Below are 19,554 nucleotides of genomic sequence, written 5' to 3' on the forward strand. Positions count from 1 at the left end.
GGGCCCTGCGCGTTCCCCCGTCCGGCGTCCCCTCTAGAGTGGTGTCCGTGCGACGGCAGGCGCCGTCGGTGGAACCGCACGACGGCATGGAGGACCCGATGGCCCTGGAAGCCCCCGCACTGCTGCATCGGCTCGCGCGAGCCCACGGGGTGCAGCCCGAGTACGTCGGGCAGGACGGCTCGGCCCAGACCGTGCCGGACGAGGCCCTCGTGAAGGTGCTCGCCGCCCTCGGGGTGTCGGTCCGACCGGACGGGGTCGCCGCTCTGGCCGAGGCGGTGGAGGAGGCGGAGACGGCCCCCTGGCGGGACGTGCTCCCGCCCACCGTGGCCGCCCGGTCCGGTCACCGCCTGTCCGTGCCGTGCCACGTGGCCGCAGGGGAGCCGGTCGCGGCCCGCGTGCACACGGAGGACGGGCAGACCCTCGACGTGAGCGTGAGCGAGCCGGTGTCCGAGGTCCGCCTGGTCGACGGCGTCGAGCGCGAGCGCGTCCACGTGCAGATCCCCGCCGACCTCGCCCCGGGCTGGCACCGGCTGGAGGTGACCAGCGGCTCCGGCTCCACCGCCTCCGCGGTCCTGGTCTGCGCCCCGACCCGGCTGAGCACGCCGCGTCCCTTCCTCGAGCGCCGCGGCTGGGGCGCGGCCGCGCAGGGCTACTCGGTGACCTCGGCGGACTCGTGGGGCATCGGAGACGCGGCGGACATGGCGTCCCTGGCCGAGATCGTCGCCCGGCACGGTGCCGACTTCCTGCTGCTGCACCCCCTGCACGCGGTCGAGCCCGGCCCCCATCCGGCGGACTCCCCCTACTCCCCCGTCTCCCGTCGGTTCCTCTCGGCGCTGATCGTGCACGTGCCCTCGATCCCCGAGTTCGCCGACCTGCCCGCCGCGGAGCAGGCGGAGCTGCGGTCGGCCGGCGCCCGCGTCCAGGCGGAGCTGGAGCGCACCGGCCGGATCGATCGGGCCGCCGTCGCCGCCGTCCTGTGGCCCGCGCTGCGCCGCGTGCACGAGGTGCCCCGCTCCCCCGAGCGCGAGGCCGCCTACGCGCGGTTCCGCGCCGAGGCCGGCCCGGGCCTGGACGACTTCGCCCTCTGGTCCGTCCTGCGCCTGGACGGCGACGGCACCGGGCCCGATCTCGCCGACCCGGCCTGGGCGCCGGGCGGGGTCGAGGCCGAGCGGGTCCGCGTCGAACGCGCGACCGACGTCGACCTGCACCGCTGGGTGCAGTGGATCGCCGCCGAGCAGCTCGCCGGCGTGCACCAGCGGGCCCGGGCGGCCGGCATGCGCATGGGCGTCATGGTGGACCTGGCGGTCGGGGCGACCCGCGAGACCGCGGACGCGTGGATGCTCGGGGACGTGCTGGTGCCGACCATGTCCGTCGGCGCACCGCCCGAGCTGTTCAACCAGCTGGGCCAGGACTGGTCACAGCACCCCTGGCATCCGCGCCGCCTGGCCGAGACCGGCTACGCCGCGTTCCGGGACATGCTGCGCACGGTGCTGCGCGGCGCGGGCGGCATCCGCATGGACCACGTCCTGGGGCTGTTCCGCCTGTGGTGGATCCCGGAGGGCGCCGGTGCCACCCAGGGCGCGTACGTCGAGTACGACCACGAGGCGATGCTCGCCGTGCTCACGCTTGAGGCCGAGCGGGCCGGCGTCGTCGTGGTGGGCGAGGACCTCGGCACGTTCGAGCCGTGGGTGCAGCGCCGCCTGGCCGAGGCCGGCGTGCTCGGCACGTCGATCCTCTGGTTCGAGCAGGAGGACGGCGAGCCCACCCCGCCGGAGCGCTACCGGCGGCTGGCCATGGCGGCGGTGAACACGCACGACCTGCCGCCCACGGCCGGCTACCTCGAGGGCGTCCAGGTGGACCTGCGCGAACGGCTGGGCCTCTACACCGTGGACGTCGCCCAGGAACGCCGCCGGTCGGCGGAGGAGGTGCGCGCGTTCCTCGCCGCCGCGGCCCGGCGCGGGCTGCTCGCCGAGGCGGACGTGGACGTCCCCGACGCCGGCCCCGAGGTGCGCGAACGCCAGATCGTGGCCCTGCACCGCCTGCTCGCGCAGGCGCCCTCGGCCCTGCACAGCGTGGCGCTCGTGGACGCCGTGGGCGAGCGGCGCATCCAGAACCAGCCCGGCACCCTCCAGGACCAGTACCCGAACTGGACCGTGCCGCTCGGCGACGGCGCCGGACGGATGGTCTCCGTCGAGGACCTGGCGGACTCGGCGTCGGCGGCCCGACTGTTCGACGCCGTGGACGCCGAACTGCGGTCGTCCGTGCCGGTGGGGATCGGGGTCAGCCTGCACACCTCCCCCCTGGCCCAGCCCGGCCGCGGCGACGCCGGCGGCATGAACGTCTACGTGCGGCAGGCCGCCGTCGCCCTGGCCCGCCGGGGCGTGCGGATGATCCTGCTGACCCGGGCGGAGGAGCCGGTGGGAGCGGACGGCGCACGGGTCCGGATGGTGGACGCCGGCGGGCAGGCCCCGCCGGTCACGGTCGTGGACCTCGCCGCCGGGCCGTCCGCTCCCGTGCCCAAGGAGGAGCTGGCGGGACTCGGCGCCGAGTTCACCCGCGCGGCCCTGGACTGGCTCGCCTCGGACGCCGTGCCGGGCGGCCCCGTCCTCGGTGGCGCGGACGCCCCGCCCGTCGCGTTCGTGCACGGCCACTACTGGCTCTCCGGGTCCACCGCCGCGGCGCTGGCGCGGGCGGCCCACGCCCCGTACCTGCAGACCATGCACACCACGGCGGCGGCGAAGATGCTCGAGGACCCCGAGCTGCGCGAGCCGGACGCCCGGGTCGAGGCCGAACGCGGAATCGTCGAGCGGGCCGACCTGCTCGTGGTCAACTCCGCCGCCGAGGTCGCCGACCTGCGCGAGCTGCTGGACGTGCCCCGCGCCCGCACCCGGGTGCTGCCCCCCGGGGCCGACCTCGAGACGTTCACGCCGGACGGCGCCGCGCAGTGGCCGGGCGCGCCGGAGGACGACGGGGCCCTGCGCGTCCTGTTCGCCGGTCGCGTGCAGCGTCACAAGGGCCCGCACCTGCTCGTGTCCGCCCTCGGGGTGCTGCGCGAGCGGGCCGGTGGCGCGGGCGTCGACCCGGGCGTGCGCCTGCATGTGAACGGGGCCGCCTCGGGGGACAACGGACTGGACCTGGCGGGACTGGCCGCGCGGGAGGGGGTCGCCGACCTGGTGACGTTCTCCGGGCCGGTGCCCGCGCCTGCCCTGGCCGCCCAGTTCCGGGCGGCGGACGTCGTGGCGATGCCGAGCGCGTCCGAGACCTACGGCCTGGTCGCCCTCGAGGCACAGGCCTGCGGCACGCCCGTGCTGGCGCACCGGGTCGGCGGACTGGTCTACGCGGTCCTCGACGGCGTGTCCGGCCGCCACGTGACGGCGGGCACCCCCGAGGCGTGGGCCGAGGCCCTGGCCGAGATCCTGGCGGATCGTGATGCCTGGGCGGCACTGGGGACCGGCGCCGTGCGCCACGCCGCCGGTCACTCGTGGGAGGCCTACGCGGACGGGCTGCTCGAGGCCGTCGCCGCCGTGCCGCGGCGGTCGCCCGGGCTGGACGCCTGACCGCCCGAACGCACCGGCCCGCCGAGACAGCGAGTCTCGGCGGGCCGGTGCGCGGGCCCGGGGGCCGTCAGGACTCGAGCGGAGTGATCTCCCCGGAGAAGTGCGGGCGCCGGCGCCGCGCATCCCAGCCGTACACGCGCGTGCCGCCGTCAGGCCCGGGCTCGTAGCGGACGGCCACGGTGGTCGGCAGCACGACGGGCGCCTCGAAGTCGATGTGCCAGCGGAACCCGGCGCCGGCCGGCTCACGGCCCTCGAGCATCCGGGCGGCCAGGAACATCCCGTGGGCGATCGCGCCCTTCATGCCGAACAGTCGAGCCGAGACGCCCGTCAGGTGGATCGGGTTCCAGTCCCCGGAGACGCCCGCGTACCGGCGTCCGGCCCCCGTCCCGAAGCGCCACTGGGCGGTCGGCGTCGGGGGCACGAAGTCCGGGCGGGCGGGCCGCTCGGGACGCAGGCCGGAGAGGTGGACGCCCTTGGCGAGGTACCGGGAGACGCCCTCCCACAGCAGTGCCTCCCCGCCGTCGTCGCCGGGCCCCTCGACGGTCACGACGACGTCCACGGCGGTACCCGCGTGGTGCGGGACGAGACCCACCGCACGCGCGGTGACGCGCAGGGCGGTCTCAGCCGGGACGGGCCGGTGGTGCAGGACGGTGTTGCTCAGGTGCACCAGCCCGGGCAGGGGCAGCGGGAACTCGGGGTCGGCCATCAGCTCCATCGCCGCGCCGAACACCTGGGTGTGCACCAGGACCGAGGGCAGGTCCGCCGGATCCGCGGACCCGACGGCCCCGCGCCACGCGGTCACGGCCTCGGCCGGGATGCGGTGGCCGGTCACGACCACCTGACGGTCCGGGAGCTCGCGGGGACGGCGCCGACGGATGACGGCGTCCGTGGCGGCCCGCCCCGCGGCGCGGAGGTAGAGCCGGCCGAGGGAGGGCGGGGCGGACAGCTGCGTGGTCTGCATCCTCACGCCCCCAGCTTCGACTGGCCGCAGACCCGCAGCGTGGCCCCGTTGGTGCCTCCGGCGGCGTCCGAGGCGAGCCAGGCCACCGTCTCGGCCACGTCCTGCGGCAGACCGCCCTGCTGCAGCGCGTTGAGCCGCCGGCCCACCTCGCGCGTGGCGAGCGGGATCTTCGCGGTCATCTCGGTCTCGATGAAGCCCGGGGCCACCGCGTTGATCGTGCCCCCGCGGGCCGCGAGGACCGGGGCGGACGCCGCCGTCAGGCCGATGACCCCGGCCTTCGAGGCCGCGTAGTTCGTCTGGCCGCGGTTGCCCGCGATGCCGGAGATGGAGGCCAGGCCCACGATGCGCAGCCCCTGACCCGCCACGTCCCGGGCGTCCTCGGCGAGGAACGCCTCGTTCATGGCCAGCTGGGCCGTGGTGTTCACGGCGAGGACGGAGTCCCAGCGCGCGGCGTCCATGTTGGCCAGCATCCGGTCCCGGGTGATCCCGGCGTTGTGCACCACCACGTCCATCCGGCCGTGCCGGGTGCGGCAGTGCTCGAGGATGCGAGCGCCCGCGTCCGGCGCCGTGATGTCCAGGGCGAGCGCCGTGCCGCCGACCTCGTTCACGACCTCGGCCAGCGCCTCGCCCGCCGCCGGGACGTCCACGCCGACGACCACGGCCCCGTCGCGGGCGAGCGTCCGCACGATGGCGGCGCCGATGCCGCGGGCGGCACCGGTGACCACGGCGACCTTGCCGGCCAGCGGGCGCGCCGCGTCGGCGGGGACAGCGCCGTCGGCGGTGGCGACGGGCACGAACTGGCCGGAGACGTACGCCGCGCGGCCGGAGAGCAGGAACGCCAGCGCACCGGCCGCACCGGGGGCGGTGAGCGGCACGCCCTCGCCCAGGACCAGGCCGTTGGCCGTGCCGCCGCGGCGCATCTCGTGCGCGATGGAGCGGGTCAGGCCCGTCACGCCCTGGCGGGCGGCGCGCAGGGTCGGGTCCGTGGCGGCCTCGGGGTCCTCGAACACCGTCACCACGCGCGAGGAGGAGCCCAGCGAGCGCAGCGCGCCGCCGATCTCCAGCGCCACCGCGCCGAGGTCCGCGGGCGTGGCGACCCCGTCGAAGCACGCGACGATCGCCGCGTGGCGGGCGCCCTCCCGGGGGGCGTCGGCGACCTCGAGGCCCCACGAGGCCAAGAGGGTGCGGGCGTCCGCGGCTGCGGGGGTCGCGCCCAAGACGAGCACGGAGCCGGGCAGCACGGGGTCGCCGGGGGTGTGCCGGCGCAGCTCGACGGGCTGAGGCAGGCCCAGGGCGCCGGTGAGGCGGCGGCCCAGGGGCGAGGCGACGAAGGTGCCGTAACGGTCGGTCATGGTCGGTCCTCTCGGGTCGGGTCGGTCGGGGCTCAGCGGCCGCGGAGCAGGGCGACGATGCCCTGGCCGCCGGCGGCACAGACGGAGATGAGGCCGAGGGAGCCCTCCCCCTTCTCATGCAGCATCTTGGCCAGCAGGGCGACGATGCGGCCGCCGGTGGCGGCGAAGGGGTGACCGGCCGCCAACGAGGAGCCGTGCACGTTGAGCCGGGCGCGGTCCACCGAGCCCAGCGCACCCGGCAGCCCGAGGCGCTCGCGGCAGTACTCCTCGTCCTCCCAGGCGGCGAGCGTGGACAGGACGGTGCCGGCGAACGCCTCGTGGATCTCCACGAAGTCGAGGTCGTCGAGGGTGAGCCCGTGCCGGGCCAGCAGGCGCGGGACGGCGTAGGCGGGGGCCATGAGCAGGCCCTCGTGTCCGTCGACGAAGTCCACGGCGGCGTTCTCCATGTCCACGAACTCGGCGAGCACGGGCAGTCCGCGCTCGGCGGCCCACTCCTCGGAGGAGAGCAGCACCGCGGAGGCGCCGTCGGTGAGCGGGGTGGAGTTGCCGGCCGTCATGGTCGCCTCGTCCCCCAGCTGGCGGCCGAACGCGGGCTTCAGGCCGGCCAGCTTCTCCGGCGTGGAGTCGGGGCGGAGGTTGTTGTCGCGGGCCAGGCCGTGGAACGGGGTCACCAGATCGTCCATGTACCCGGCGGCGTAGGCGGCGCCGAGGTTCCGGTGGGAGGCCGCGGCGAGCTCGTCCTGGGCCTGACGGGTGATGCCCCACTTGTGGGTGGTCAGGGCCTGGTGCTCGCCCATGGACATGCCGGTGCGCGGCTCGCCCGCGCCGGCCGGCTCGGGCACGAGCTGCCCGGGGCGCAGCTGGGCGAGGGCGCGCAGGCGGTCCTTCGTGGTCTTGGCGGTGTTGAGCTGCAGCAGCACGCGGCGCGCGCCGTCCGAGAGCGAGACGGGCGCGTCCGAGATCGAGTCCACGCCGCCGCCGATGGCGGAGTCGAGCTGGCCGAGCCGGATCTTGTTGGCGAGGGTGCCCAGGGCCTCCATGCCGGTGGCGCAGGCCACCTGGACGTCGGCGGCCGGGGTGGCGGCGGAGAGCGCGGAGCCCAGGACGGCCTCGCGGGTGAGGTTGAAGTTGCGCGGGTGCTTGAGGACGGCGCCGGCGGTGACCTGGCCGATGCGCTCGCCCTGGAGCCCGAACCGCGCGACGAGGCCGTCGAGCGTGGCCGTGAGCATCTCCTGGTTCCCGGCCTCGGCGTAGGCGGTGTTGGCACGGGCGAAGGGGATGCGGTTGCCGCCCAGGATGACGGCGGGGCGCAGCGCTCCACCGGCGACGGCGGGGCGGGAGGCGGTCTCGGACGCGGGGGTCTCGTGGTGGGTCATGACGGTCCTCTCGACGGCGGGCCCACCGCCGACGCGGCGGGGGCGTTTCCACCCCGGACGATACGGACATCGGCGGGGTGGGTGACTGTGACCCACAGTACCTGATACGCTCGGTTTCGTGAACCCCGTTACGTCCACCGCCCGGGACGGTCGCAGCGTCCGCTGGGACCGGCACCGCGCCGAGCGCCGTCTGGAACTGGTCCGGGCCGCCCGGTCGGCCGTGCACGCCCTGGGCGCACACGCCTCGATGGAGGAGATCGCGTCCCACGCGGGCACCTCCAAGACCGTCTACTACCGCTATTTCGGCGACCGCGAGGGCCTGCGCCTGGCGGTGTCCGAGCGGGTCACCGCCCACATGGAGCGCCGCCTGCTCGAGGTCGCGGACGAACCGGTCTCCGAACCCGAGGCGCTGCGTCGCATGGTCGAGGTGTACCTCACGGTCGCGGCGACGTCGCCCGAGGTGTACGCGTTCGCCGTCGCCCCGCCCCCCGCCGCGGCCGAGGCCCCTGTGCTGGGCCCGTTCCTCGAGCGCGTCTACGCCGTGCTCGAGTCGGGCCTGGCGCGCGGGATGGCCGCGCGGGGCCACGCCCCGGCGCCGGCGGACCCGCTCGCCCTGTGGCCGCGCGCCGCCGTCGGCCTCGTCCGGGCCGCCGCCGAGACCTGGCTGCGGACCCCGGCCGCCGGTCGCATCCCGGTCGAGGCGATGGCCCGCGCCATCGCCGACTGGCTGCTCACCGGCCTCATCGGCGCCGCGCCCGGCGCCTCCCTCGAACCCGCGGCGGCGGACGCCGACCGCGCCCGCCCCCACTCACGAACAGGAGCATCGTCATGACCGTCCACGAGAAGCTCGCCCCCCAGTCCTCGACGCCCAGCACCGAGGTTCCCTCCGACGTCGCCGAGATCGCGCCCGAGCGGCCGACGCCCGGCTCCCTCGACGCCGCGGCCCTCGAGGAGGCCCTCCTCGGCCGTTGGGCCGCGGAGCGCCGCGAATCCCGCGAACTCGCCAAGGACCCCGCCCTGTGGCGCGACCCGCTGCTCGGCATGGACGAGCACCGCGCCCGCGTCCTGCGGCAGCTGGGCGTCCTCGTGGAGCGCAACGCGGTCCACCGCGCCTTCCCGCGCGAGTTCGGCGGCGAGGACAACCACGGCGGCAACCTCGCCGCCTTCGGTGACCTCGTGCTCGCCGACCCCTCCCTGCAGATCAAGGCCGGTGTGCAGTGGGGCCTGTTCAGCTCGGCGATCCTGCACCTGGGCACCGCGGAGCACCACCGTCGGTGGCTGCCGGGCGCGATGGACCTGAGCGTCCCGGGCGCCTTCGCCATGACCGAGATCGGGCACGGCTCGGACGTCGCCTCGATCGCCACGACCGCCACGTACGACGAGGCGACCCAGGAGTTCGTCATCCACACCCCGTTCAAGGGCGCCTGGAAGGACTACCTCGGCAACGCCGCGCTGCACGGCAGGGCGGCCACGGTCTTCGCGCAGCTGATCACCCGGGGCGTCAACCACGGCGTGCACTGCTTCTACGTCCCCATCCGGGACGAGGAGGGTGCCTTCCTGCCCGGCGTGGGTGGCGAGGACGACGGCCTCAAGGGCGGACTGAACGGCATCGACAACGGCCGTCTGCACTTCACCCAGGTCCGCATCCCGCGCACCAACCTCCTCAACCGCTACGGCGACGTGGCCGAGGACGGTACCTACTCCTCGCCCATCGCCTCCCCCGGGCGTCGCTTCTTCACGATGCTCGGCACGCTCGTCCAGGGCCGCGTCTCCCTGTCCCTCGCCGCCACCACGGCCTCCTTCCTCGGCCTGCACGGTGCGCTGGCCTACGCGGAGCAGCGCCGCCAGTTCAACGCCTCCGACCCGCAGCGGGAGGAGGTGCTGCTGGACTACCAGAACCACCAGCGCCGCCTCATCGACCGCCTGGCCCGCGCCTACGCGGACGCCTTCGCCTCGAACGAGCTCGTCGAGAAGTTCGACGACGTCTTCTCCGGCCGCTCCGACACGGACGTGGACCGGCAGGAGCTCGAGACGCTCGCCGCGGCCGTCAAGCCGCTGACCACGTGGCACGCCCTGGACACCCTGCAGGAGGCCCGCGAGGCGTGCGGCGGCGCCGGATTCCTCGCCGAGAACCGGGTGGCCCAGATGCGTGCCGACCTGGACGTGTACGTCACGTTCGAGGGCGACAACACGGTGCTCCTGCAGCTGGTGGGCAAGCGTCTGCTGACCGACTACTCGAAGGAGTTCGGACGTCTCAGTGTGGGCGCCGTCTCCCGCTACGTGGTCCATCAGGCCTCGGACGCCCTCCACCGTGCGGGCCTGCACAAGGCCGTCCAGTCCGTGGCCGACGGCGGGTCCGAGCGCCGCTCCGCGAACTGGTTCAAGGACCCCGCCGTGCAGCATGAGCTGCTCACCGAGCGCGTCCGCGCCAAGACCGCCGACGTCGCCGGCACCCTCTCGGGGGCCCGGGGCAAGGGCCAGGCGGCGCAGGCGGAGGCGTTCAACACGCGCCAGCACGAGCTCATCGAGGCCGCCCGCAACCACGGCGAGCTGCTGCAGTGGGAGGCCTTCACCCGCGCCCTGGAGGGCATCACGGATGAGACCACGAAGACCGTCCTGACGTGGTTGCGCGACCTCTTCGCGCTGCGCCTCATCGAGGACGACCTCGGCTGGTTCGTGGCCCACGGCCGCGTCTCGAGCCAGCGCGCCCGGGCCCTGCGCGGCTACGTCAACCGGCTGGCCGAGCGGCTGCGCCCCTTCGCCCTCGAGCTCGTCGAGGCGTTCGGCCTCGAGCCCGAGCACCTGCGCATGGCGGTGGCCACGGACGCCGAGACCCAGCGCCAGGAGGAGGCCCACGCCTGGTTCACGGCCCGCCGGGCCGCCGGCGAGGAGCCGGAGGACGAGAAGGCCGTGCGCGCCCGCGAGAAGGCGGCGCGGGGTCGCCGCGGCTGACCGCGTCCGTCCCCGGACGCACCGGGCCCCCGTCACCTCGCGGTGGCGGGGGCCCGTCTGCGTGGTCGGCCGGGCGGGCTCAGCGCAGCACGGCCTCGTAGACCTCGATCGTGCGCTCCGCGATGGTCTCCCACGAGAAGTGCTCGATCGCGCGGGCCCGGCCGGCCTCACCCATCGCGCGGGCGCGCTCCGGGTCCTCCACGACGCGGGTGAGCGCGGCCGCGAAGTCGGCGGCGAACCCCTCCTCGTCCACGGGCGCCCCCGTGCCGTCGTCGACCTGCTCGAAGGGGACGAGCAGGCCGGTCTCGCCGTCCTGCACGACCTCCGGGATGCCGCCCACGGCGGAGGCGACGACGGCGGTGCCGCACGCCATCGCCTCGAGGTTGACGATGCCCAGCGGCTCGTAGACCGAGGGGCAGGCGAACACGGTGGCGGCCGTGAGGATCTCCATCACCTCGTGGCGCGGGATCATCCCCTCGATCACGACGACGCCCTGGCGGGTGCGCCGCAGCTCGGCGATCAACCCGTTCACCTCGTGCGCCAGCTCCGCGGTGTCCGGGGCGCCCACGCACAGCACGAGCTGGACGTCCTCCGGCAGCCGCAGGGCCGCACGGAGCAGGTGGGGCACGCCCTTCTGGCGCGTGATGCGGCCGACGAACGCGACGGAGGGCTTGTCCGGGTCGATTCCGTACTTCTCCAGTGCGGCGGTGCCGGTCTGCGGGGTCCAGACCTGTGTGTCGATGCCGTTGTGGACCGTGTGCACCTTTGCCGGGTCCACGTCCGGGTAGCAGGCCAGGATGTCCCGACGCATGCCGTCCGAGACCGCGATGACCGCGTCCGCCCCGAGGTAGGCCGTGCGCTCGGCCCAGCTGGACAGGGCGTAGCCGCCGCCGAGCTGCTCCGCCTTCCAGGGGCGCAGCGGCTCGAGGGAGTGCGCGGAGAGGACGTGGGGGGCCTCGTGCAGGAGCTTGCCGAGGTGGCCGGCCAGGTTGGCGTACCAGGTGTGGGAGTGGATGACGTCGGCGCCCTCGAGGTCCCCGAGGATCGTGAGGTCGGTGGCCAGGGTCTGCACGGCCCCGTTGGCGGCGTCGAACCCGGGCGGGTTCGGGTACGTCAGGACGCGGGCCCCGTGGTAGTCCGGGTCGCGCGGCTCGCCGAAGGCATGGACGCGGACGTCGACGCGGGAGGCGAGGACGCGGGTCAGCTCGGCGACGTGGACGCCGGCACCGCCGTAGATGGACGGGGGGAACTCTTTGCTCACGATGTCGATGCGCACGCCCCCAACCTAGTTCAGCCCGGCGGGGGTCGATAGTCTGGCGGCACGGATGCCCCGCACGCCCAGAGCACGCGTGCGGGTCGCGACGACCCGGCTCATGAGGAGTGACGCAGATGGTGCAGAAGAAGGTCCTCTCGGTCGTGCTGGCGGGCGGTGAGGGCAAGCGTCTGATGCCGCTGACGGCCGACCGTGCCAAGCCGGCCGTCCCGTTCGGCGGCACGTACCGCCTCATCGACTTCGCGCTGTCCAACCTGGTCAACAGCCGGTACCGCGAGATCGTCGTGCTGACGCAGTACAAGTCGCACTCGCTGGACCGCCACATCTCCGAGACGTGGCGGATGTCCACGCTGCTGAACAACTACGTGGCCTCCGTGCCGGCGCAGCAGCGCCGGGGCAAGGACTGGTTCACGGGCAGCGCGAACGCCATCTACCAGTCCATGAACCTGATCCACGACGCACGGCCGGACATCGTCGTCGTCATCGGCGCGGACCACGTCTACCACATGGACTTCCAGCAGATGGTGGACCAGCACATCGCCTCGGGCGCCAAGGCGACCGTGGCCGCGGTGCGCCAGCCCCTCGAGCTGGCCTCCTCGTTCGGGGTGATCGAGACGGACCCGCAGGACAGGACGCGGATCTCGGCGTTCGTGGAGAAGCCGAAGACGACCCCCGGCCTGCCGGACGACCCCACGCAGTTCCTGGCCTCGATGGGCAACTACGTGTTCGACACGGACGCCCTCGTGGCGGCGCTGAACCAGGACGAGGAGAACCCCGAGTCGAACAACGACATGGGCGGGGACATCATCCCGCTGTTCGTGGAGCGCGGCGAGGCCGGGGTGTACGACTTCACCTCCAACGAGGTGCCCGGCGGCACGGCCGGCAAGCACTACTGGCGGGACGTCGGCACCCTGGACTCCTACTACGACGCGCACATGGACCTGGTGCAGCCGTGGCCGGAGTTCAACCTCTACAACCGCGAGTGGCCGCTCTACACCCGCCAGTCCGTCTCCCCGCCCGCCAAGCTCGTGCGCTCGTCCACCCGCCGCCCCGGCTCGGCGAACGACTCGATCCTCTCCCAGGGCGTGGTCATCTCCGGCGGCACCGTGGCCCAGTCCGTGCTCTCCACGGACGTGCGCGTGCACAACGAGGCGTGGGTGGAGCAGTCGGTGCTGCTGGACTCCGTCGTGATCGGCGAGGGGGCCCACGTGCGCAACGCGATCCTGGACAAGAACGTGGTCGTGCCCCCGGGCGCGCGCATCGGCTTCGACCGGGCGGAGGACGAGGCGAACGGCTACACCGTGACAGAATCCGGCCTGACGGTGCTCTCCAAGGGCCAGCCCGTCCCGAAGCCGCACTGACGCGGCCCCGGGCCGCCGGTCCCGGACCACCGCCGACGCGCGGGCACGCCCCGGTGTGTCCGCGCGTCGCCGTCCCCGCTGGATCCCCGACCGGAGGCTCGCCTTGACCGACACCACCCCCGACCTCGACGCCACCAACGTCACCCGCGCTGAGGCCGCGGAACGCTCCCGCCTGCTCACGGTGCAGGACTACGCCGTGGACGTGGACCTCTCCGACGCCCGGGACGCCGCGACCGACACCTATCCGGTCCGCACCGTGATCCGCTTCGCGTGCGCCGAGCCGGGCGCGCAGACCCACCTGGACTGGATCCACGGGGGCGTGGAGTCGGTGACCCTCAACGGCACGGCGCTGGACGTGGCCGAGGTCGTGGGCGGGGCCCGGGTGCTGCTGCCCGATCTGGCGGCGCAGAACGTGGTCGAGCTGGTCGGCCGGTCCGTGTACTCCCGGTCGGGCGAGGGCCTGCACCGCTTCACGGACCCCGCCGACGGCGAGGTCTACCTCTACACCCAGTACGAGCCCGCCGACGCGCGCCGCGTGTTCCCGGACTTCGAGCAGCCGGACCTCAAGGCCGCCTTCACCTTCTCCCTCACCGGACCCGAGGACTGGGTGCTGGCCTCGAACCGGCCCGAGGTGTCCCGGACGCGGGCCGGGGACGGCGTCGTCCGGGCGGAGTTCGCCCCGACGCTCCCCCAGTCCACCTACATCACGACGCTGCTCGCCGGCCCCTATGCGCAGTGGGAGGACGCCTGGGACGGTCACCCGGCCAGCGGTGCGCAGGCCGTGCCGCTGCGGCTGTTCACCCGGCGCACGATGGCCGACGCGTTCGACCCCGAGGCCGTGTTCGACGTGACGAAGCGGGGGCTGACGTTCTTCCACGACCTCTTCGGCGTCGCGTACCCGTGGGGCAAGTACGACCAGGCGTTCGTGCCCGAGTACAACCTCGGCGCCATGGAGAACCCGGGCCTCGTGACCTTCACCGAGGACTTCGTGTTCACCTCGCGGGCCACCGCGGTCCAGTACGAGGGCCGGGCCAACGTGATCCTGCACGAGATGGCGCACATGTGGTTCGGCGACCTCGTGACGATGCACTGGTGGGACGACCTGTGGCTCAAGGAGTCGTTCGCGGACTACATGGGCGCCCTCGGCGTGGACGAGGCCACCGACTTCCGGACCGCGTGGGTGACCTTCGCGTCCCGCCGCAAGGCCTGGGCGTACGTGCAGGACCAGATGCCGACGACGCACCCCATCGTCGCGGACATCGTCGACCTCGAGGCCGCCCGTCAGAACTTCGACGGCATCACCTACGCCAAGGGCGCCTCCGTGCTCAAGCAGCTGGCCGCCTACGTGGGCCGGGACGCGTTCCTCGACGCCGCGCACCGCTACTTCGCCGCCCACGCGTGGGGCAACGCCTCCCTCGCCGACTTCATGGCCGCGCTCGAGGCCGCCTCGGGGCGGGACATGCGCGCGTGGGCGGACGCGTGGCTGCACACCTCCGGCGTGCCCCGGCTGCGGGTCGACGTCGACGGCGACGCCCCGGTGCTGCGCCAGGAGGGCACGGACCCGGTCACGGGCGGGCCGATCCTCCGCCCGCACGTGCTGAAGGTCGGCCTCTTCACGCCCGGGCAGGACGGCGTCCTGCGCCGCACCGCCCAGGTCACCGCCGACGTGCCGGGCGGGGCGGAGGGCGCGGCCGTGCCCCTGCCGGACCTCGAGGTCCCCGGGGGCGTCCGCCTCGTGCTGCCCAACGACGAGGACCTCACCTACGCCGCCGTCGCGCTCGACGCGGGCTCGCTGCGCGCGGCCCTGACGCACCCCATCGCGGACCCGCTCGCGGAGGCCACCGTGTGGGCCGCCCTGTGGTCGATGACCCGCGACGGCGAGCTGCCGGTCGCCCGGTTCCTGGACGCGGTGGCGACGCTGTCCGCGCGGATCGCGACCGTGGGCGTGCACGCGCAGGTGCTGACGCAGGCCGCCGCGGCCGTGGGCCAGTACGCCCGCGCCGAGGACCGGGACGCGCTGCGGGCCCGGCTGGGCGAGGTCCTGGCCGAGCAGACCCGCACGCTCGAGGCCGGCTCCGACCGCCAGCGCACCGCGGCCCGCACGTGGGCGACGCTGGCGCGCGCCGACGTCGGGATGGCCGCGGCCCTCGAGGCCGCCCTGCTCGGCGAGGACGCGGCGACGTCGGCGCCGGGCCTGGCGATCGACGCGGAGCTGCGCTGGCTCGTGCTCCAGGCCCTCGCCGCGACCGGCCGGGCCGGCCAGGACCGCCTGGACGCGGAGCTCGAGGCCGGCCGCACCGCCCAGACGGTCACGTGGCACCGCCTCGCCGCGGCCGCCCGCCCCGAGGCCGAGGTCAAGGCCGCGGCGTGGGAGGCGGTCATGTCCGGCCGCACGGCCACCGGCACGGAGCTGTCCAACGACCTGCTCTCGGCCACGGCGGCCGGCTTCGCGGCGGGCGAGGTCGAGCTCCTCGCCCCCTACGAGTCCGGCTTCTGGCCGCGCCTGACCTCGGTGTGGGCCTCGCGGTCCAACGGGCTGGCCTCGCGCGCGATCGGCGGGCTGTTCCCGGGCCGCCAGGACGCGGTGGCCGGCGGCGCCGACGCGCAGGAGTCGCACCCGACGCTGGCCGCGGCCCAGCGCTGGCTGGACGAGCACCCCGACGCCCCGGGGGCCCTGCGGCGCCTGGTCGTGGAGCACACGGACGCCCTGCGGCGGTCCCTGCGCGTGCAGGCGGTGCAGCCGGCGGGCTGAGCGGTAAGCCCTCCCGCGCAGAGTGGTCACGACACGCCGCCTCCCCTCGGGCGAGGCGGCGTGTCGTGACCATTCCAGCTCAGGGCGCGGCGACGCGGAGCACGCGTTCCCGGCCCACCCGGCGCAGGCCCACGGCGTCGGCGGCGCGCTGGGCGTCCCGGTCGCGCATCCCCACCCGCTCGACGACGACGGGCCGCGTCTCCAGCACGGCCGTCAGTTCGGCGTGGCGCGCCACGTGCGCGGCCCCGCCGTCCGGGTCGAGGGACAGCGCCTGCCGGTCGGCCGCGTGGAGCCAGGCCGCCGACACGTCCTCCACCGGGCGGCGCAGGTGGGCGCCGAGGGAGGCGTCGTCGAGCAGGTCGGAGACGTCGGCGTCCGCGAGGCGGGCCACGAGTGCGGGTGGCCCGGCGACCACCGCGGTCGTGTGCAGCAGGACCACGTGCAGCAGCTCCGGGTCCGGCGTCCGCGGCGGGCGCGAGCACGACGCCCGGGTCCTCCCACGCCGTCGGCGCGACGCCGAGTCCCGCGGCCAGTCCGGTCCGCAGCGCGGCGGTCGCGTCGGCGCCCAGCACGTCGGCCGGCGCGAGCGTGCCGAGGGCCAGCGGGTGGACGCCGAGCAGCCGGTTCAGGGCGCGGGCCTCGCGGTGCGCCCGGTCCACGAGGGCGGCCAGCTCGGGCGAGGTCTCCCCCACCAGCGGCAGCTCGCGCAACGTTGCGGCCCCCACCGGCACCCCGGCCTCGGCCGCGACCGCTGCCAGCGCGTCCCAGTGTCGCGTCTCCTCCTGGGCAGGCGTGCGGCCGCCGCCCGGCTCGTCCGGCCCGGTCACCGTGGCGGCGGCCTCGTCGAGGTCGCGGACCGTGACGAGGTCCCACGTGCCGTCCGCGCTCCAGCCGCGGTCCGTGAGCAGAGGCACGCGGCGGCCGGAGGCGAGCTCCAGCTCGAGGGCGCAGTGGACGTCCACGGTCGACCGTGGGCGCCGCGGGGCGTCGGAGCGGGCGATCAGGCGGACGGGGGCGTCGTCGGGGGTCATGGTCCGATCCTGACAGAGCCGCCCCGCCACACCTCGACGCGTCGGGGGCGGTTTCGGGCGGTATTCACGTCGAATACCACCGCAAACCGCCCCCGGACGGAAGCGTGCCGGACGGTGCCGGGACGCCGTCAGGTGGCTCAGGGCACCCGCGCCGTCCACTCCGGGGTCGTGAACTTGGTGCGGGCCAGCTGCTCGGCCTCCTCGCGGGTGGCCTCGTCCAGCTCGACGCGGCGTGCGCCGTAGCGCTCCTGGAAGGTGGTCATCATGGTCTCCCAGATCTCGGCGCGCGAGACGCCGGTCTGGCGGCGGAGCGGATCCACCCGCTTCTTCGCCGAGGCCACGCCCTTGCCGCGCAGCTTCTCCCGGCCGATGCGCAGCACCTCGAGCATCTTGTCCGCGTCGATGTCGTAGCTCATCGTCACGTGGTGCAGCAGCCCGGCCGTGCCCACCCGCTTCTGCGCGGCGCCGCCGATCTTCCCCTGGTCCGTGGCGATGTCGTTGAGCGGCTGGTAGAACGCCTGCACGCCGAGTCGGGCGAGCGCGTCCATGGTCCACTCGTCCAGGAACGGGTAGGTCTCCGCCGTCTCCAGCCCGTCGACCAGCGACGACGGCACGTGCATCGAGTACGTGACGCAGTTGTCCGCCTCCATGAACATCGCGCCGCCGCCGGAGATCCGCCGCACCACGTTGATGCCGTGCCGCCGCGCCCCCTCGGGGTCCACCTCGTTGGCCAGCGACTGGAAGGCGCCGATCACCACGGCCGGCTCGTTCCACTGCCACAGGCGCATGGTCGGCTTGCGACGTCCCTCGGCCACCTGTCGGGTGAGCACCTCGTCCAGGGCCAAGGTCAGCGCGATCGGCATCGGCTCCGGCCCGATGACCTCCCACTCGTGGTCCTCCCACGTGGTCGCCTTGCCGAGGGCGCGACGCACGGCCGAGGCGACCGCGAAGGCGTCCACGCCGAACAGCTCGGCCTCGGGTCGCAGACCCCGCTCGACGGCCTCCCGGATGACGCGATGCTCGGCGTCCGCGGACAGCCCGGTCACCGCCGCGTTGAGGTCCTCGAGCGCCTCGTCCGGCTCGAGGAAGAAGTCACCGTTGATGCTGGCGGTCGCGATCCGGCCGTCCGCGAGGCTCAGGTCCGCCGCGACCAGCTTGCCGCCGATCACCTTGTATTCACCGTGGAGAGTCGTCATGCCCGCCAGCCTACGGGCGACGCGACGGGCCCCGCACCGCCCGGATCGCTCCGGGGGCGCGGGGCCCGTCGTCGTGGTGGGCGCGCGGCTCAGGCCGCCGCGGTCACTTCTTGCCGCCGAAGCCCTTGAAGCGGGCGTTGAAGCGCTCGACGCGGCCGGCGGTGTCCATGATGCGCTGCTTGCCCGTGTAGAACGGGTGCGAGGCGGCCGAGATCTCGACGTCGATCACCGGGTAGGTGTTGCCATCGGTCCACTCCGCGGTCTTCTCGGAGTTCGCGGTGCTGCGGGTGAGGATCTTCTCACCGGAGGCGAGGTCGTTGAAGATGACGTAGCGGTAATCCGGGTGGATCTCAGACTTCATGGTGCATCCTTCGTTTCAGCCGCCTGATTGGGACCAGGGGCGCGAGAGGTGTGGTCAGGGGGTCCGCCGGACGGCGGGCCAGCCGCCCACTCTACCGCACCCGGGCCGGTCAGCGTGCGCGCAGCTCCCACAGCGCGACCGCCGCGGCCGCGGCCACGTTCAGTGAGTCGACGCCGTCGGGCATGGGGATGACGACGTCGGCGTCGGTCTGGGCGAGGGTCTCGGGCCGGACCCCCGGCCCCTCCTGGCCGAGGACGAGGGCCAGGCGCTCGGCGGTCCGCAGCGGCTCGATCTCCGGCGAGTCCAGGCCCACGGCGCGGTCCGTCACCTCGAGGGCGGCCACCGCGAACCCGGCCGCCCGCAGCGCGGGCAGCGACGCGGCGACCGGGCCGGGCAGGCGCGCCCACGGCAGGCGGAACACCGTGCCCATCGAGACGCGGATGGCGCGCCGGTACAGCGGGTCGGCGGCCTGCGGGGTGAGCAGCAGCGCGTCCCAGCCGAGGGCGACGGCGGAGCGCACCACGGCGCCCAGGTTGAAAGCGGTCACGACGCGTTCTGAAGCATCTCGGACCCGTGAACTCGGTTCCTTCCGGTCGACACACCGATGAACTGAGCATTGCGTTTCCGCAGGTCAGAAGGCAAATACGGCCGCTCGGTCGTCATCGTGGGCCGGCTAGGAGTGTTCAATAAACCCTATGCCCCCACACACTGCCATGCTGGGACTGCGCAGCGGCGACCTGAGCCTGGGCTGATGGCGCTCATCGGACTCATTCGGGTCGGGACAGACCCTCAGGACGCGAGGTTGCAACGGCAAGCACTCAAGCCGATCTGCTCACGTCTCGTCGAGGAGACAGCATCGCGTCGACGCCTGATCAAGAACCGCCCCGGGCTCCTCGCTGCTGTGGCGGAGGTGGGCGACGGCGATGCGCTCACCGTGACCCACGCACGAAGCCTGAGCACGAGCATGGTCGACGGGCTCGAGACACTGCTGGACCTCGTTGACCGAGGAGTTGCCGTGAAAGTCCTCAAGGGCCTCGCCGCGGGAGAGCACACCGGAGACTCGGAGTTCCTCGATGACGTCCGCGAGCTCACCCGGCGCCGCCGAGAGCTCCAAAGCTCCCGCGTCCGGGCCGGCATCCAAGCAGCGCGGGAACACGGAGTCAGCCACGGTCGACCACGCACCATTAGTGACGAGACGCAGCGCGAGATTAGGATGCGGAGAGATCAAGGCGAGACGTTGCGCAGCATCGCCGGAGGTGCTGGCGTGTCGATCGGAACCGCCCACCGCGTGCTGGCGCGACACGCGCCCCGTCAGGGCACGTTGTCCCCTCGGCGGAAAGCTGAGTCGGCAGCGCCTTGTCGCGTGGCGGAGCAATAGCTAG

At 74.3% G+C, this 19,554-nt stretch carries 14 protein-coding genes; 6 read left to right on the plus strand and 8 right to left on the minus strand.

The features are described 5' to 3' along the window. Window positions 1-68: 68 nt before the first annotated feature. Window positions 69-3,557, plus strand: a complete 3,489-nt coding sequence (malQ, locus tag ABIB16_RS03185; protein WP_242821247.1) for a 4-alpha-glucanotransferase — start codon at window positions 69-71, stop codon at window positions 3,555-3,557. A 67-nt stretch (window positions 3,558-3,624) separates the two neighbouring features. On the opposite strand, the gene ABIB16_RS03190 is transcribed toward malQ, so the two are convergent. The 3 genes from ABIB16_RS03190 to ABIB16_RS03200 are packed head-to-tail and all read right to left on the minus strand — an operon-like array spanning window position 3,625 to window position 7,246. Next, the gene (locus ABIB16_RS03190) at window positions 3,625-4,518 is read right to left on the minus strand and encodes a MaoC/PaaZ C-terminal domain-containing protein (RefSeq protein WP_095353364.1); all 894 of its coding nucleotides are present in this window, start codon (window positions 4,516-4,518) and stop codon (window positions 3,625-3,627) included. 2 nt (window positions 4,519-4,520) lie between these two features. Beyond that, on the minus strand, window positions 4,521-5,870 hold the full coding sequence (locus ABIB16_RS03195; RefSeq protein WP_036383386.1) for a 3-oxoacyl-ACP reductase: 1,350 nt from the start codon (window positions 5,868-5,870) through the stop codon (window positions 4,521-4,523). A 32-nt stretch (window positions 5,871-5,902) separates the two neighbouring features. Continuing rightward, the gene (locus tag ABIB16_RS03200) at window positions 5,903-7,246 is read right to left on the minus strand and encodes an acetyl-CoA C-acetyltransferase (RefSeq protein WP_061867265.1); all 1,344 of its coding nucleotides are present in this window, start codon (window positions 7,244-7,246) and stop codon (window positions 5,903-5,905) included. A gap of 118 nt (window positions 7,247-7,364) precedes the next feature. Here ABIB16_RS03200 and ABIB16_RS03205 point away from each other — a divergent pair, with 118 nt between their 5' ends. Together ABIB16_RS03205 and ABIB16_RS03210 are read left to right on the plus strand one after the other, a co-directional pair. Next, window positions 7,365-8,078, plus strand: a complete 714-nt coding sequence (locus tag ABIB16_RS03205) for a TetR/AcrR family transcriptional regulator (RefSeq protein ID WP_036383382.1) — start codon at window positions 7,365-7,367, stop codon at window positions 8,076-8,078. Then, window positions 8,075-10,198 (plus strand): acyl-CoA dehydrogenase family protein, encoded by a 2,124-nt coding sequence (locus ABIB16_RS03210; protein WP_134416990.1) that lies wholly within the window; start codon window positions 8,075-8,077, stop codon window positions 10,196-10,198. Before ABIB16_RS03205 ends, ABIB16_RS03210 begins: the two co-directional genes overlap by 4 nt. Window positions 10,199-10,277: 79 nt before the next feature. On the opposite strand, the gene glgA is transcribed toward ABIB16_RS03210, so the two are convergent. Further along, window positions 10,278-11,474 carry a glycogen synthase gene (gene glgA / locus ABIB16_RS03215; protein WP_002855046.1) on the minus strand — a complete coding sequence of 399 codons (1,197 nt, stop codon included), beginning with the start codon at window positions 11,472-11,474 and terminating at the stop codon, window positions 10,278-10,280. A gap of 113 nt (window positions 11,475-11,587) precedes the next feature. On the opposite strand from glgA, the gene glgC reads away from it, so the two are divergent. Beyond that, window positions 11,588-12,832 carry a glucose-1-phosphate adenylyltransferase gene (glgC, locus tag ABIB16_RS03220; protein ID WP_061867262.1) on the plus strand — a complete coding sequence of 415 codons (1,245 nt, stop codon included), beginning with the start codon at window positions 11,588-11,590 and terminating at the stop codon, window positions 12,830-12,832. A 103-nt stretch (window positions 12,833-12,935) separates the two neighbouring features. Further along, window positions 12,936-15,584, plus strand: a complete 2,649-nt coding sequence (gene pepN, locus ABIB16_RS03225) for an aminopeptidase N (protein ID WP_061867261.1) — start codon at window positions 12,936-12,938, stop codon at window positions 15,582-15,584. A gap of 79 nt (window positions 15,585-15,663) precedes the next feature. Here the strand turns inward: pepN and ABIB16_RS03230 are convergent, their stop codons facing one another. The 4 genes from ABIB16_RS03230 to ABIB16_RS03245 form a co-directional block, all read right to left on the minus strand. After that, window positions 15,664-16,023: a hypothetical protein gene (locus ABIB16_RS03230; protein WP_230260220.1), complete on the minus strand. Its 360-nt coding sequence runs from the start codon at window positions 16,021-16,023 to the stop codon at window positions 15,664-15,666. A 729-nt stretch (window positions 16,024-16,752) separates the two neighbouring features. Continuing rightward, window positions 16,753-17,811, minus strand: a complete 1,059-nt coding sequence (gene lplAB, locus ABIB16_RS03235; protein ID WP_061867260.1) for a lipoate-protein ligase LplAB — start codon at window positions 17,809-17,811, stop codon at window positions 16,753-16,755. 103 nt (window positions 17,812-17,914) lie between these two features. Then, window positions 17,915-18,172 (minus strand): type B 50S ribosomal protein L31, encoded by a 258-nt coding sequence (locus ABIB16_RS03240; RefSeq protein ID WP_036336843.1) that lies wholly within the window; start codon window positions 18,170-18,172, stop codon window positions 17,915-17,917. Window positions 18,173-18,281: 109 nt separating this feature from the next. Next, window positions 18,282-18,719: a TrmH family RNA methyltransferase gene (locus ABIB16_RS03245; protein WP_255354991.1), complete on the minus strand. Its 438-nt coding sequence runs from the start codon at window positions 18,717-18,719 to the stop codon at window positions 18,282-18,284. A gap of 204 nt (window positions 18,720-18,923) precedes the next feature. On the opposite strand from ABIB16_RS03245, the gene ABIB16_RS03250 reads away from it, so the two are divergent. Beyond that, complete coding sequence (locus ABIB16_RS03250) at window positions 18,924-19,550, plus strand: recombinase family protein (RefSeq protein ID WP_084776553.1); 627 nt, start codon at window positions 18,924-18,926, stop codon at window positions 19,548-19,550. Window positions 19,551-19,554: the final 4 nt, after the last annotated feature.

The sequence above is a fragment of the Micrococcus sp. UYEF5 genome, from assembly GCF_040546065.1.
Taxonomy (GTDB): Bacteria; Actinomycetota; Actinomycetes; order Actinomycetales; family Micrococcaceae; genus Micrococcus; species Micrococcus luteus.

What these genes read in the sequence shown, in the direction of transcription:
- ABIB16_RS03190 (WP_095353364.1), bottom strand. Translation starts at nt 4,518, where the DNA reads ATGCAGACCACGCAGCTGTCCGCCCCGCCCTCCCTCGGCCGGCTCTAC.
- ABIB16_RS03195 (WP_036383386.1), bottom strand. Translation starts at nt 5,870, where the DNA reads ATGACCGACCGTTACGGCACCTTCGTCGCCTCGCCCCTGGGCCGCCGC.
- ABIB16_RS03200 (WP_061867265.1), bottom strand. Translation starts at nt 7,246, where the DNA reads ATGACCCACCACGAGACCCCCGCGTCCGAGACCGCCTCCCGCCCCGCC.
- ABIB16_RS03210 (WP_134416990.1), top strand. Translation starts at nt 8,075, where the DNA reads ATGACCGTCCACGAGAAGCTCGCCCCCCAGTCCTCGACGCCCAGCACC.
- glgC (WP_061867262.1), top strand. Translation starts at nt 11,588, where the DNA reads ATGGTGCAGAAGAAGGTCCTCTCGGTCGTGCTGGCGGGCGGTGAGGGC.
- lplAB (WP_061867260.1), bottom strand. Translation starts at nt 17,811, where the DNA reads ATGACGACTCTCCACGGTGAATACAAGGTGATCGGCGGCAAGCTGGTC.
- ABIB16_RS03240 (WP_036336843.1), bottom strand. Translation starts at nt 18,172, where the DNA reads ATGAAGTCTGAGATCCACCCGGATTACCGCTACGTCATCTTCAACGAC.
- ABIB16_RS03250 (WP_084776553.1), top strand. Translation starts at nt 18,924, where the DNA reads ATGGCGCTCATCGGACTCATTCGGGTCGGGACAGACCCTCAGGACGCG.